This window comes from Pseudomonas sp. TE3899, from assembly GCF_056279105.1.
The window spans coordinates 3,887,986-3,901,456 of record NZ_JBWBQR010000001.1 but is presented as its reverse complement, the minus strand read 5'-3'; the positions used below and the strand labels follow the sequence as shown (position 1 = coordinate 3,901,456).

Sequence of the window (13,471 nt, the reverse complement as noted above, 5' to 3'; positions counted from 1 at the left end):
TCCGGCGGGTTTTTTTTTGTGGCTGTGGGGACGCCTTCGCGGGCAAGCCTCGCTCTACGGATTGCGGGTGGCCGCACGTTCAACACACGACGCTAACCTGTAGGCGCGAGGCTTGCCCGCGAAGAGGCCAGTACAGCCGCCTCAAGACCTGGCGGGATACTCACGATGCATCTGCGCCAGCAACGCATCCTTGTCTTCCCAAAGCTGATTGATCCAGCCCTGAAACTGCAAGCGGTACTCGCCATCCTGGTCGTAATTCTTGCCAATGAACTGCGGCGGAATCTTCAACTCCTGAAAATGCACCACCACGTCTTTCACGTTCCCACACAGCAGATCCCAGTAGCCGGGCCGGCCAGCGGGGTAGTGAATGGTCACGTTGACGATGGACTCAAGCTGCTCGCCCATCGCGTCCAGCACAAACGCAATGCCGCCCGCCTTGGGCTTGAGCAGGTACTTGAACGGCGATTTTTGCTGCGCATGCTTACCCTCGGTAAACCGCGTGCCTTCGACGAAGTTGAAAATCCCCACCGGGTTATTGCGGAACTTGTCACAGGTCTTGCGCGTGGTTTCCAGGTCTTTGCCTTTCTTCTCCGGGTGCTTTTCCAGATAGGCCTTGGAGTAACGCTTCATGAACGGAAAACCGAGCGCCCACCAGGCCAGGCCAATCACCGGGACCCAGATCAGCTCTTGCTTGAGAAAGAACTTCAGCGGCTGGATGCGCCGGTTGAGCACGTATTGCAGGACCATGATGTCGACCCAGCTCTGGTGGTTGCTGGTGATCAGGTACGAGTGCTGATAGTCCAGACCTTCAAGGCCGCTGAGGTGCCAGCGAGTGCGGCAAACCAGGTTCATCCAGGCCTTGTTGTTGCTGATCCAGGCTTCATGGGTGTGGCTCATCAGCCAGCGGGTGAAGCGCTGGGTCAGGGCAAAGGGCAGCACTTTGAACAGCGCCACGATGAACAGGAACGAGCACAGCAAAATGGTGTTCAGTGCCAACAGCAACGAGGCGATGACGCCGCGTACGGGGGCAGGAAGGAAAGCCAGCATTTAAAGATCCATAGGTCGGTTGGCAGCTTGAATCGCGGTCAGCGCGATGGTGTAGACGATGTCATCGACTTGCGCACCGCGCGGCAGGTCGTTCACCGGTTTGCGCAGGCCTTGCAGCATCGGGCCGAGGCTGACGCAATCGGCGCTGCGCTGCACGGCTTTGTGGGTGGTATTGCCGGTGTTCAGGTCGGGGAACACAAACACCGTGGCGCGACCGGCCACCTGGCTGTTCGGCGCCAGTTGCCGGGCCACGGTTTCGTTGGCGGCGGCGTCATATTGCAGGGGGCCGTCGATCAGCAGAGAGTTCTGTTGTTCATGGGCGAGCAACGTGGCTTCGCGGACCTTCTCGACTTCTTCGCCGCTGGCGGATTCACCGCTGGAGTAGCTGATCATCGCCACTCGCGGCGTGATGCCGAACGCGGCGGCCGAATCGGCGCTTTGCAGGGCGATCTCCGCCAGTTCGCTGGCGCTCGGGTGCGGGTTCATCACGCAGTCGCCGTAGACCAGCACTTCCTCGGGGAAGAGCATGAAGAACACCGAGGACACCAGGGTGCAACCCGGTGCGGTTTTAATCAGCTGCAGGGCCGGGCGGATGGTGTTGGCGGTGGAGTGAATGACCCCGGACACCAGGCCATCGACTTCATCCAGCGCCAGCATCATGGTGCCGATCACCACGGTGTCTTCCAGTTGCTGCTCGGCCATCGGTGCGTTGAGGCTTTTGCTTTTGCGCAGGGCGACCATCGGTTCGATGTAATTACCGCGAATCAAATCGGGATCAAGAATCTCCAAACCGGGCGGTAACTCGATGCCTTGGGCGCGAGCCACGGCTTCGACGTCCGCCGGTTTGGCCAGCAACACGCAACGGGCGATGCCCCGGGCCTGGCAAATCGCGGCGGCTTGCACGGTCAGCGGCTCGCTGCCTTCGGGCAGGACGATGCGCTTGTTGGCGGCCTGGGCGCGCTGGATCAGTTGATAGCGGAACACCGCCGGCGACAGGCGCATTTCCCGTGGCGTGCCGCAACGCTGGTGCAGCCATTTGGCGTCGAGGTGGCTGGCGACGAAGTCCGTGATGATCTCCGCACGCTCGCGGTCGTCGATCGGGATTTCCTTGTTCAGGCCGTTCAACTGGTTGGCGGTTTCGTAGGAACCGGTGCTCACCGACAACACCGGCAGGCCGGCCTGCAAGGCGCCACGGCACAGGTCCATGATCCGTGGGTCGGGCAGGGTGTCGCTGGTCAGCAACAGGCCGGCCAGGGGCACGCCGTTCATGGCGGCGAGGCTGACGGCGAGGATGATGTCGTCGCGATCGCCTGGCGTTACGACCAGCACGCCGGGCTTGAGCAGCTCCACGGTGTTGCGCATGGTGCGGGCGCAGATGATGATTTTGGTCATGCGCCGGGTTTCGTAATCACCGGCGTTGAGAATCTGCGCGCCCATCAGGTCCGCCACGTCGCGGGTGCGCGGGGCGTTGAGTTCCGGTTGGAACGGAATGCAGCCGAGCAGGCGGAAATCGCCCGTACGCAGCAGCGGCGAATGTTCCTTCAGGCGCGAGGCGAAGGCCTCCATGCTTTCGTCAGTCTTGACCTTGTTGAGGATCACGCCGAGCACTTTCGGGTCTTTCGGCCCGCCGAACAATTGCGCCTGCAATTCCACCCGGCCGGACAGTTCGGTCAGGGCTTCGCTCTCCGGCGCCGACACCAGGATCACGTCGGCATCCAGGCTTTTGGCCAAGTGCAAATTGACCCGCGCGGCATAACTGGCGCTGCGGGTCGGGACCATGCCTTCGACGACCAGCACGTCTTTGCCCACGGCGGCTTGCTGGTAGAGGGTGATGATTTCTTCGAGCAATTCATCCAGCTGACCGTCGCCGAGCATGCGCTCCACGTGGGCCAGGCCCAGGGGTTGCGGCGGCTTGAGGCCGTGGGTACGCGCCACCAGTTCGGTGGACCGCTCTGGGCCGGTGTCGCCCGGATGCGGCTGGGCAATCGGTTTGAAAAAGCCGACTTTGAGGCCGGCTCGCTCAAGGGTGCGCACCAGCCCGAGGCTGATGGAGGTCAGACCCACACCAAAATCGGTGGGTGCGATAAAAAAAGTTTGCATGCGGATTCTCTGGAGGTGCATGGCAGTGGTGATCATCTATAACTGACGATCTACCGAAATTCAGTCGCCAAGGTTATCGCTAACCGAGCCTTGTGCGCACCAACCGCAATCAAAGGGCTGGCCTATTTTTTCAATACGTTGCGCCGGGTCCACGACCCAGGCCCGGGATTGCCATGGCGGCTGATGGCGCAGGTGTTGGGTGTGGCCACAGGAAAGCTCGGCGACCCAATGGCCGTCCTCGTCCTGATGGAAGCCTGTGACCGTTGAGGGTTTCATGGCAATCCGTCCGTCCGGGTTGTGTTCGCTTTCGGGCGATTGCTTCGCTAAACTCGCTCTTTCTATATTCTTCTGCAAAAGGTCTCGCCCCATGCTGATCGCCGCCAATAAGGCTGTCTCCATCGACTATACCCTGACCAACGACGCTGGTGAGGTCATCGACAGCTCCGCCGGCGGCGCGCCGCTGGTTTACCTGCAAGGCGCAGGTAACATTATCCCGGGCCTGGAAAAAGCCCTGGAAGGCAAAACCGTCGGTGATGAACTGACCGTTGCCGTTGAACCTGAAGACGCCTACGGCGAATACGCTGCCGAACTGGTCAGCACCCTGAGCCGCAGCATGTTCGAAGGCGTCGATGAACTGGAAGTGGGCATGCAGTTCCACGCTTCCGCGCCGGACGGCCAGATGCAAATTGTCACCATCCGTGACCTGGACGGCGACGATGTCACCGTCGACGGCAACCACCCGTTGGCTGGTCAGCGCCTGAATTTCCAGGTCAAGATCATCGACATCCGTGATGCCAGCCAGGAAGAAATCGCTCATGGTCACGTCCATGGCGAAGGTGGCCATCACCACTGATTTTCTGCGCTAAGCTTTCGAGAACTGGAGAGGCGCCCGAGGGCGCCTTTTTAGTCCGCGGCTGTCCCAGGCGGCGCCGCCAGGTGGCTGTTTCGAGAAGAACACGGGAATTTGGAGTTCGTCATGAGTGCTTTCCACGACCTTAAATTGACAGCCCTGGATGGTCAGGAGCTCCCTCTGGCGCCCTTCAAGGGGCAAGTCGTGCTGGTGGTCAACGTGGCCTCCAAATGTGGATTGACCCCACAGTACGCGGCGCTGGAAAACCTCTATCAGCAATTCAAGGGAAAGGGCTTCAGCGTGCTGGGCTTGCCGTGCAACCAGTTTGCTGGCCAGGAACCGGGCACCGAGCAAGAGATCCAGGAATTCTGCAGCCTCAACTATGGCGTGACCTTTCCGTTGTCCAGCAAGCTGGAAGTCAACGGTCACGATCGTCATCAGCTGTACCGTTTGCTGGCGGGCGAGGGCGCGGAGTTTCCGGGTGATATCACCTGGAATTTCGAGAAATTCCTGCTCGGTAAAGACGGCCGTGTACTGGCGCGGTTTTCGCCGCGGACAGCGCCGGATGATCCGACGGTGATCCACGCCATCGAAAAAGCGCTGAGCTGAATCTCTCCCTGTACCTGTAGGAGCAAAGCTTGCTCGCGAAGGCGTCATGTCAGTCGACTTAGTTGTCGGCGGACACACCGCCATCGCGGGCAAGCCATGCTCCTACAATGTTTCCTACCTTTTAGACCTTAATCACCGCAATCAATAGTGCTGTTCAAGGCTTGCGACTCTCCATATTATCCCCGTCATAAAGTCATTTCCCCGTGGAGCGTCCCATGCCCGTTAAAGCCCTGTTCAAACCGTTCCACCTCGGCACCCTCGAACTGCCGACCCGCGTCGTCATGGCGCCGATGACCCGCTCCTTCTCCCCGGGCGGCGTACCCAATACCAAAGTGATCGAGTACTACCGCCGCCGCGCTGCTGCCGGCGTGGGCCTGATCATCACCGAAGGCACCACCGTCGGCCACAAGGCCTCCAACGGCTACCCGAACGTGCCGCATTTCTACGGTGAAGCCGCGCTGGCTGGCTGGAAGAAAGTCGTCGACGCGGTGCACGCCGAAGGCGGCAAAATCGTTCCGCAACTGTGGCACGTGGGCAGCGTGCGTCGTATCGGCACCGAGCCGGACGCCAGCGTGCCGGGTTACGGCCCGTCGGAGAAACTGAAGGACGGTCAGGTCGTGGTTCACGGCATGACTAAACAGGATATCCAGGACGTCATCGCCGCATTCGCCCAGTCGGCCAAAGATGCCCAGAGCATCGGCATGGACGGCGTGGAAATCCACGGCGCCCACGGCTATCTGGTGGACCAGTTCTTCTGGGAAGGCACCAACCAGCGCACCGACGAATACGGCGGAAGCCTGGCCAACCGTTCGCGTTTCGCCATCGAATTGATCCAGGCCGTGCGTGCGGCCGTGGGCGAAGGTTTCCCGATCATCTTCCGTTTCTCCCAGTGGAAGCAGCAGGATTACACCGCGCGCCTGGTGCAAACTCCGCAAGCCCTGGGTGAATTCCTCAAGCCGTTGTCCGACGCCGGCGTGGACATTTTCCACTGCTCGACGCGGCGTTTCTGGGAGCCGGAATTCGACGGTTCCGAGCTGAACCTGGCCGGCTGGACCCGCAAGCTCACTGGCAAGCCGACCATCACCGTGGGCAGCGTTGGCCTGGATGGCGAGTTCCTGCAGTTCATGGTCAACACCGACAAGATCGCGCAGCCGGCCAGCCTGGAGAAATTGCTGGAGCGGTTGAATAACGAAGAGTTCGATCTGGTGGCTGTAGGTCGTGCGCTGCTGGTGGACCCGGATTGGGCACAGAAAGTGCGCGAGGGGCGTGAGGAAGACATCCTGCCGTTCAGCCGTGAGGCGTTGATGACGCTGGTTTAAGCGGCGCCTGGGAAGGCCTCTTCGCGGGCAAGCCTCGCTCCTACAAGGGAATCACCGTCCTCTGTAGGAGCGAGGCTTGCCCGCGAAGCTTTTAAGGCAACAACGCGCCATTCGGCAGCGATTGCCCCTGCACACAAGCCCCGCGCAACTGCCCCTCAAACTGCTCGATAATCGCCGCCCACCCCTGGCGACTCGCATGCTGGCGCGCATTCAAGCGCACGCAACGCAGTGTTTCCCGCTCTTCCAGCAACCAGCGCGCCGCCTCGCAGAACGCTTCCTCATCGCCCGGCATCGCCAGTACGCCGTTGTAGCCGTGGCGAATGTGCTGACCCGCTGCCGCCATATCGTAGGCCACCACGCCCAGCCCCGAAGCCAGCGCCTCCAGCACCACATTGCCGAAGGTCTCGGTCAGGCTCGGAAACAGAAATACATCCCCCGACGCATAGTGACTCGCCAAGGCTTCGCCGCGTTGTGTGCCGCAGAAGATCGCCTCGGGCAAATCCTTCTCCAGCGCCATTCGCAACGGACCGTCGCCGACCACGATCAACTTCAGGTTTCGCTGTGGATAGGTGCTTTTCAATGCCTCGAAGCTGCGCTTGAGCAAGCCCAGGTTCTTCTCCGGGGCCAGGCGTCCGACGTGGATCACGGCAATGTCATCGTCCGCCAGGCCCCATTGTTCACGCAGCGCGTCGAGACGTTTGGTGGGGTGAAACAGTTGGCTATCGACCCCCCGGGACAACAGGGCCAGGCGTTCGAACTGCCGGCGTTCCAGCTCCAGTCGCTGGCTGATGCTGGGCACCAATGTCAGTGTCGAGCGGTTGTGAAACCAGCGCAGGTAGTGGGTCAACAGGCGCGTCAGCAGGCCGAACCCATACTGGCTCGAGTACTGTTGGAAGTTGGTGTGAAAGCCGCTGACCACCGAAATCCCCAGGCGCCGCGCCGCACGCAAGGCCGACAGACCCAACGGCCCTTCAGTGGCGATGTACAGCACGTCGGGGCGATGGCGTTTCCAGCGCCGCAGCAACTTGTGCATCGACGACTGGCCCCACTGCAACCCCGGATAACCCGGCAGCGGCCAGCCGCGACACAGCAGCAGTGCATCGTCACTGCCCAACTGCCGATCACAGCCCTGACGCGGGCGAACCAGCTCGACCTGATGCCCGCGCGCGCGCAAACCGTCGCACAAGCGGCCAAGGGTATGGGCCACGCCATTGATTTCCGGGGGGAAGGTTTCGGTGATCAGGGTGATATGCAGAGCTGTCGTCATGACCTCAGTGTCGGCTGAGGCCATGTCGTCATTGTGTCAGTGCGATGATGGATTTATGACGCCGCGCGCTGGGGCACCAGATTCTCCGCCCCACGTTCACGCACCCAGAACAACGTCGCCCCGGCCACGGCGGCCGGCATCATCAGGATGTTGACCACGGGAATCAGCAGCGCCAGGTACACGATCCCGCCAAAGCTCATGCTCTGCCAGCGCTTTTCGCGCAGCCAGGCGAGCATTTCGTTCCAGCCGAGTTTGTGGTTGTCCGCCGGGTAGTCGATGTACTGGATCGCCATCATCCATACGCCGAACAGCAGCCACAACGGCGCGGCGATGATGTTGACCACCGGGATGAACGAGAGAATGAACAGGCCCAGCGCCCGGGGCAGGAAGTAGCCGAGTTTGCGCATTTCCCGGGCCAGGGTGCGGGGGATCATTTCGATCAGCTCGCCCCAACTGAAGGTCGGGAAGTCGTCGGTGCCGCGCACCACCACTTCGACTTTTTCCGCGAGGAAGCCGTTGAACGGTGCGGCGATGACGTTGGCGAGCATGGTGAAGGTGAAGAACACCATGAATCCCACCAGCACCACGAAAATCGGCCAGAGGACGTAGCTGAGGAAACTCAGCCAGTCGGGCAGGGACGGCATCAGGGTGTCGACCCATAAGCTGAATTGATGGCCGGCCAGGTAAATCAATCCGACGAACAGCACCAGGTTGATTGCCAGCGGCAACAAGACGAACAAACGCAGGCCCGGGCTCAAGACCAGCTTGAGGCCTTCGCGCAGGTATTGCGGGCCGGACAGAACAGGGGCGGGCATAGCGTGCTCCGAGCAAGGGGTAAACGCGCCGACCTTACCGGCTTTGCCTCACGGGCGAAAGCGCGGTCGCAGCGTCGACATTCACTGTAACAAAGGCGTCTATAAAATCACCGTATCGGGATAGAGACCGCCTATGAGCTGGATTGTTAAACCGTATTTCCTTAATCTTCGCCCCCTCGATACGCTGCACCCATTCTTTTTACAGGACTGTCGAGCTCAAGCCTTCCCCAAGTGCTTTCAACAGTCCTTTTTTATTCCCGCCGGCAAACCCGGCGTTCCGCGCCAGGTTATTCGGGCCGGTTAACAGGAGCAGGTCATGTCTGAAGTCCGTCATTCGCGAGTGATTATTCTCGGTTCCGGCCCTGCCGGTTACAGCGCCGCGGTGTATGCCGCCCGTGCCAACCTCAAGCCACTGCTGATCACCGGCATGCAGGCTGGCGGTCAACTGACCACCACCACCGAAGTCGACAACTGGCCGGGCGACGTCCACGGCCTGACCGGCCCGGCGCTGATGGAGCGGATGAAAGAGCACGCCGAACGCTTTGAAACCGAGATCGTCTTCGACCACATCAATGCCGTGGACTTCGCCGCCAAGCCGTACACCCTGACCGGCGACAGCGCGACCTACACCTGCGACGCCCTGATCATCGCCACCGGCGCCAGCGCGCGTTACCTGGGCCTGCCGTCGGAAGAAGCGTTCATGGGCAAAGGCGTATCGGCCTGCGCGACCTGCGACGGTTTCTTCTACCGCAACAAGCCAGTGGCTGTGGTCGGTGGCGGTAACACCGCTGTTGAAGAGGCGCTGTACCTGGCCAACATCGCCAGCACCGTGACCCTGATCCACCGTCGCGAAACCTTCCGCGCCGAGAAGATCCTGATCGACAAGCTCAACGCCCGGGTTGCCGAAGGCAAGATCATCCTCAAGTTGAACTCGAACCTGGACGAAGTCCTGGGCGACAATATGGGCGTGACCGGTGCTCGCCTGAAGAACAACGACGGCAGCTTCGACGAACTGACCGTGGACGGCGTGTTCATCGCCATCGGCCATACCCCGAATACTTCGCTGTTCGAAGGCCAGCTGACGTTGAAAGACGGCTACCTGGTGGTGCACGGCGGCCGTGAAGGCAATGCCACTGCCACCAACCTGGAAGGCATCTTCGCCGCCGGTGACGTGGCTGACCACGTTTACCGCCAGGCGATCACCTCGGCCGGCGCCGGCTGCATGGCGGCACTGGACGCCGAGCGCTACCTCGACGACCTGCAGAACGCCAAGCTCTGATTGCGTTGAAATGAAAAAACCGGCCTCGGCCGGTTTTTTTGTGCCCACAAAAAATGCGTTAGCCGCGCAATCGTTCCTGAACAAAATCCATGACCTTCAACGACTGATAGATCGCATTGGCCGCAATCTTCCCGAACGGCCCACCGTTCCAGTCCAGCAGATACGGCTTGAACAGCTGATAACGCGCACTGTCCCCACACAGCGCTTCAGCGATCACCCGGCCACCGATGGAGCCGGTGTTCAAGCCATGGCCGCCAAACGAAGTGCAGGCCCAGACACCCGGTTCCAGCAGCCCCAGGTTGGGCATTTTGTTGGTGGAGTAGCCCATCAGGCCGGACCAGGCCAGGTCGATCTTGACCGCAGCCAATTGCGGATACACCGAGACCATATCGGCCTTGAGCATCGCCGCCAGGGCTTTTTCGTCCTGTTCGTTGCGGGTGGTAATGCGTCCGCCCCAGAGCAGGCGGTCGCCTTCGACCACGCGGTAATAGTCCGATGCGCGGCGGTCATCGGAGAACGCGGCGCCGGAGTCGAGGACGTTCTTGATCCCGTCGCCCAGGTGTTCGGTCAGCACCACGTACGTGGCGATCGGTAGATAGGCGCGGCTGAGCTTCTGCAATTCCGGGCCGCCGTAGCCGCCGGCGCAGAACACCAGATCCTGGCAGCACACGGTGCCGTGAGCAGTGCGGACGATTTTGTCGGTGCCTTCCCGATGCCAGGCGAGCATTTTCGAATGTTCGAAAATCCGTCCCCCCACCGCTTCGATGGCGAGGGCCAGGCCCAGGCAATAATTCAAGGGGTGGAAATGCAGGGCATTGGGGTCTTCGACACCCTGGAAATAACGCGAGGTGTGCGCCCGTTCGCGCACCTGGGCGGTGTCGAGAAAGTTGAGTTCATAGCCGAAGTCCCGGCGCATGGTTTCGATGTGGTTTTTCACTTCGGCGCCGTCGTCGTAACGCTTGACGCGAATGGTGCCGGCGGACGGCGCGCACCCGGTCAGGGCCAGTTCACGGATGTTGTCGCGGACGATCTCCACCCCCTCGGCCGACATCTGGAACAACGCTCTGGCCTGTTCCAGACCGAGTTTTTTGCGGATCGCCCCAGAGCCTTCCGCCCAGCCCGGCGAGACCACGCCGCCATTACGACCGGACGCGCCCCAGGCGACTTGATGGGCTTCAAGGATGATCACGCGCTTGCCGCGCCGGGTCAGTTCGAGGGCGGCCGTGAGGCCGGCGATACCGGCGCCGATGATGCACACGTCGCAGGTTTGATCGCCGTTCAATGCGGGCCGGGCCGCGCGCGGCAGCGAGGTTTGGGAATACCAGGTGGTTGGAAAGGACATGATCAATCCTTGAAGAAGGGTGTTTGCGGGAGCGAGCCGGCTCGCTCCCACAGGGTTAGTGCGCTTACTTGATGGTCGAGTAATCGACGCCATACCACTTGTCCGAGAGCTTGGTCAGCGTGCCATCCTTGTGCATCGCGCCCACGATTTCACTGAGTTTGGCGGTCAGCTCCGGGTCACCCTTGTCGGTGGCGATGGCCAGCGGTTCGTAGAACGCCACGGCATTGTCCACGGCACGCAGCGGGTAGCCTTTCTTGACGGCCGCGTCCAGGGTGCTGCGTTGCGTGAGGATCGCATCCAGGCGTGTGCCATCGCCCAGGCGCAAATCGTCCAGCGGGCCGACAGAGCCGGAGTAGGTCTTCATTTTTTCGGTTTTGACGTCATACACCACGGGCGGCACGTCGGTGGTTTCAATGGCCAGCGCCTGGCTGAAATAGTCCTCGGACGTGGTGCCGCCTTCGACGCCGATGGTCTTGCCGTTCAGCGCTTTGTGGTCGGTGACTTTGGAGGTGCCGTGCACGGCAAACACGTAGGGCACGTAGTAATAGGTGCCGGGGAAATCGAGGATGCGCGAGCGACTTTTAGTCGCGGTCATCGAGCCCACGGACACGTCCCAGCGCCCGTTCCATTTGCCGGCGGTGATCACGTCCCAGTCCGGCGTGATGAACTTGACCGCGACCCCGAGGCGCTTGGCGATCTCCTTGGAGACGTCGATGTCGAAACCGTCGATCTCATTCTTGTCGTTGATGAATCCCTGGGGTGGCCAGGTCGCCGAGGTCGCGACGGTCAGGGTCTTGCTGCTCTCGATCTTGTCCAGGACCGCGCCGGCATTGGCTGCGCCGACGAACAACAGCGACAGGGTGGCAGCGAGGGTCAGCGCATGTTTTTTACTGAGCATGTTTATCTCCACTTTTCGTTTTTGTTATGCGGGGTAAAGCCGTTCTCAGTGACCGATGATTTGCGAGAGGAACTTCTGCGCGCGTTCGGTCTGGGGGTTGTTGAAAAACTCGGTCGGGGTGGCTTGTTCGATGACTTGGCCCTGGTCCATGAACAGCACGCGATCGGCGACCTTGCTGGCAAAACCCATCTCGTGGGTCACGCAAATCATGGTCATGCCGTCGGTGGCCAACTCGCCCATGACATCGAGCACTTCGTGGACCATTTCCGGGTCCAGCGCCGAGGTCGGCTCATCGAACAGCATCACTTTGGGATTCATGCACAGCGCCCGGGCAATCGCCACGCGTTGCTGCTGGCCGCCGGACAGTTGCGACGGATACTTGTGCGCGTGCTCGGCAATCCGCACTCGCTCCAGGTACACCTGCGCACGTTTTTTCGCTTCGGTGGACGACACGCCTTGCACCAATTGCGGGGCCAGGGTCAGGTTGTCCATCACGCTCAGATGCGGGAACAGGTTGAAGCTCTGGAACACCATGCCGATTTCCCGACGCACCGCGCTGACACTTTCCGCCTCGCTGGTGAGGGTGATGCCGTTGACCTGGATGTGGCCTTTCTGGAAATTTTCCAGGTGATTGATGCAGCGAATCATCGTCGACTTGCCCGATCCTGACGGCCCGCACACCACCAGTATTTCCCCGGCGGCCACGTTCAGATCGACGTCACGCAAGGCGTGAAAATTGCCGTACCACTTGTTCAGGCCAGTGATTGAAATCATGGATGGGCCGGTCTGCGTAGCAGGGGCCAGGTCGAGTCGCTCGGCGGTAGTCATCATGGATCAACCTCTGGCAGTGGATCGGTTGACCCGTTTTTCGATTCGCGCCTGCACCCGTTCGAGAATGAACGACAGCGCCCAGTAAATCATCGCGGCGGTGATCAGCATTTCCAGGTGACGGAAGTCCGCGCGGCCCTGGGTTTTGGCCAGGTACATCAGCTCCCAGACACCGATCACTGACACCAGCGAACTGTCCTTGAGCATGGCGATGAACTGGTTGCCGGTGGGCGGGATGATCACCCGCAAGGCTTGCGGCATGATCACCCGGCTCAGGGTTTTGAACGGGCTGATGCCCAGCGCCCGCGAGGCTTCCCACTGGCCGACCGGAATGCTCTGGATCCCCGCGCGGAAGATCTCGGTCATGTACGCGCCGTAGCACAGCGACAGGGCGAGGATGCCGGCCGGCACTGCGTCGACCACGTAACCGAGTTGCGGCAGCCCGAGGTAAATCAGGTAGATCTGGATCAGCAGCGGCACACCGCGAAAGAACGAGGTGTAGAACGAGGCGATGGCATTCGCCAGGCCGTTGTTCGACAGCTTGGCCACCGCGCCGATCAGCGCCAGCACAAAGGCAATCACGATGGCGACGGCGGAGATATACAGCGTGGTCGCGGCGCCCTGGATGATCAGGAAACCGATTTTGTCGAGGATGAAGCTGTAGGAGAGGTTGAAGGTGTCGAAGAAGGCGAGGAACAGGATCAGCAGTTCGATCCACACTACGGTGGTTTGCACTTTGAACTTCAGGCGCCCGAGGACATGGAAGTTCAGTGTGCCGAGCACGGCGATCAACAAACCGATGGCGATATTGCGGGCGGTCAGGCTGTCGGGAGCGTCGCCCAGCAGTGGATGCAGAAAGTGACTGAGGGCGCTGTTGCCCAGGTTCATCAGGTACGCGCCGAGGAACAACACCACAGCGACGCCAAGCAGGAATTGAGGATCATTGGACTTTTTTTTATAAATTATATTGTCGTGATACATGAATGCCTCGGCTTGTAGGTGGTTACGGTCTCGCTCGATAAAAGAGGTTATTTGCAGGAGCCAGGCTTGCCGGCGAAGGCGATTGGCGGGATGCCTTCGCCAGCAAGCCTGGCTCCTGCAGGTCGGGTATTTGGCA

The 13,471-nt window shown here is 60.8% G+C and carries 13 protein-coding genes; 4 read left to right on the top strand and 9 right to left on the bottom strand.

The genetic code is table 11. From position 1 onward, the window contains the following. Positions 1-141: 141 nt before the first annotated feature. The 3 genes from ACZ89E_RS17910 to ACZ89E_RS17900 are packed head-to-tail and all read right to left on the bottom strand — an operon-like array spanning position 142 to position 3,546. Complete coding sequence (locus ACZ89E_RS17910) at positions 142-1,047, bottom strand: acyltransferase (protein ID WP_149657567.1); 906 nt, start codon at positions 1,045-1,047, stop codon at positions 142-144. After that, positions 1,048-3,147 carry a phosphate acetyltransferase gene (gene pta / locus ACZ89E_RS17905; RefSeq protein ID WP_476256165.1) on the bottom strand — a complete coding sequence of 700 codons (2,100 nt, stop codon included), beginning with the start codon at positions 3,145-3,147 and terminating at the stop codon, positions 1,048-1,050. It abuts the gene before it with no gap. 60 nt (positions 3,148-3,207) lie between these two features. Next, positions 3,208-3,546 carry a DUF3565 domain-containing protein gene (locus ACZ89E_RS17900; RefSeq protein ID WP_123406318.1) on the bottom strand — a complete coding sequence of 113 codons (339 nt, stop codon included), beginning with the start codon at positions 3,544-3,546 and terminating at the stop codon, positions 3,208-3,210. Here ACZ89E_RS17900 and ACZ89E_RS17895 point away from each other — a divergent pair. From ACZ89E_RS17895 to ACZ89E_RS17885, 3 genes are all read left to right on the top strand, one after another. Then, positions 3,515-4,000 (top strand): FKBP-type peptidyl-prolyl cis-trans isomerase, encoded by a 486-nt coding sequence (locus tag ACZ89E_RS17895; protein WP_008150718.1) that lies wholly within the window; start codon positions 3,515-3,517, stop codon positions 3,998-4,000. The genes ACZ89E_RS17900 and ACZ89E_RS17895 overlap by 32 nt on opposite strands. A gap of 123 nt (positions 4,001-4,123) precedes the next feature. Next, positions 4,124-4,606 carry a glutathione peroxidase gene (locus tag ACZ89E_RS17890; protein ID WP_149657565.1) on the top strand — a complete coding sequence of 161 codons (483 nt, stop codon included), beginning with the start codon at positions 4,124-4,126 and terminating at the stop codon, positions 4,604-4,606. Positions 4,607-4,821: 215 nt separating this feature from the next. After that, positions 4,822-5,925 carry an NADH:flavin oxidoreductase gene (locus ACZ89E_RS17885; RefSeq protein ID WP_149657564.1) on the top strand — a complete coding sequence of 368 codons (1,104 nt, stop codon included), beginning with the start codon at positions 4,822-4,824 and terminating at the stop codon, positions 5,923-5,925. Positions 5,926-6,016: 91 nt separating this feature from the next. Here ACZ89E_RS17885 and ACZ89E_RS17880 read toward each other — a convergent pair whose 3' ends face one another. Together ACZ89E_RS17880 and cysZ are read right to left on the bottom strand one after the other, a co-directional pair. Beyond that, on the bottom strand, positions 6,017-7,216 hold the full coding sequence (locus tag ACZ89E_RS17880; protein WP_476256164.1) for a glycosyltransferase family 4 protein: 1,200 nt from the start codon (positions 7,214-7,216) through the stop codon (positions 6,017-6,019). A 29-nt stretch (positions 7,217-7,245) separates the two neighbouring features. Beyond that, positions 7,246-8,007, bottom strand: coding sequence for a sulfate transporter CysZ (gene cysZ, locus ACZ89E_RS17875; RefSeq protein WP_149657562.1), 762 nt, complete (start codon positions 8,005-8,007; stop codon positions 7,246-7,248). A 316-nt stretch (positions 8,008-8,323) separates the two neighbouring features. On the opposite strand from cysZ, the gene trxB reads away from it, so the two are divergent. Continuing rightward, positions 8,324-9,286, top strand: a complete 963-nt coding sequence (gene trxB / locus ACZ89E_RS17870) for a thioredoxin-disulfide reductase (protein WP_149657561.1) — start codon at positions 8,324-8,326, stop codon at positions 9,284-9,286. Positions 9,287-9,344: 58 nt separating this feature from the next. On the opposite strand, the gene ACZ89E_RS17865 is transcribed toward trxB, so the two are convergent. From ACZ89E_RS17865 to ACZ89E_RS17850, 4 genes are all read right to left on the bottom strand, one after another. Further along, complete coding sequence (locus ACZ89E_RS17865; protein WP_476256163.1) at positions 9,345-10,628, bottom strand: NAD(P)/FAD-dependent oxidoreductase; 1,284 nt, start codon at positions 10,626-10,628, stop codon at positions 9,345-9,347. A gap of 64 nt (positions 10,629-10,692) precedes the next feature. Next, positions 10,693-11,526, bottom strand: coding sequence for a transporter substrate-binding domain-containing protein (locus ACZ89E_RS17860; protein ID WP_149657559.1), 834 nt, complete (start codon positions 11,524-11,526; stop codon positions 10,693-10,695). Between the two features lie 45 nt (positions 11,527-11,571). Beyond that, entirely contained in the window at positions 11,572-12,300 is a 729-nt protein-coding gene (locus tag ACZ89E_RS17855) for an amino acid ABC transporter ATP-binding protein (RefSeq protein WP_476257059.1), read from the bottom strand. Between the two features lie 60 nt (positions 12,301-12,360). Beyond that, positions 12,361-13,335, bottom strand: coding sequence for an amino acid ABC transporter permease (locus ACZ89E_RS17850; RefSeq protein ID WP_123515254.1), 975 nt, complete (start codon positions 13,333-13,335; stop codon positions 12,361-12,363). Positions 13,336-13,471 lie beyond the last annotated feature (136 nt).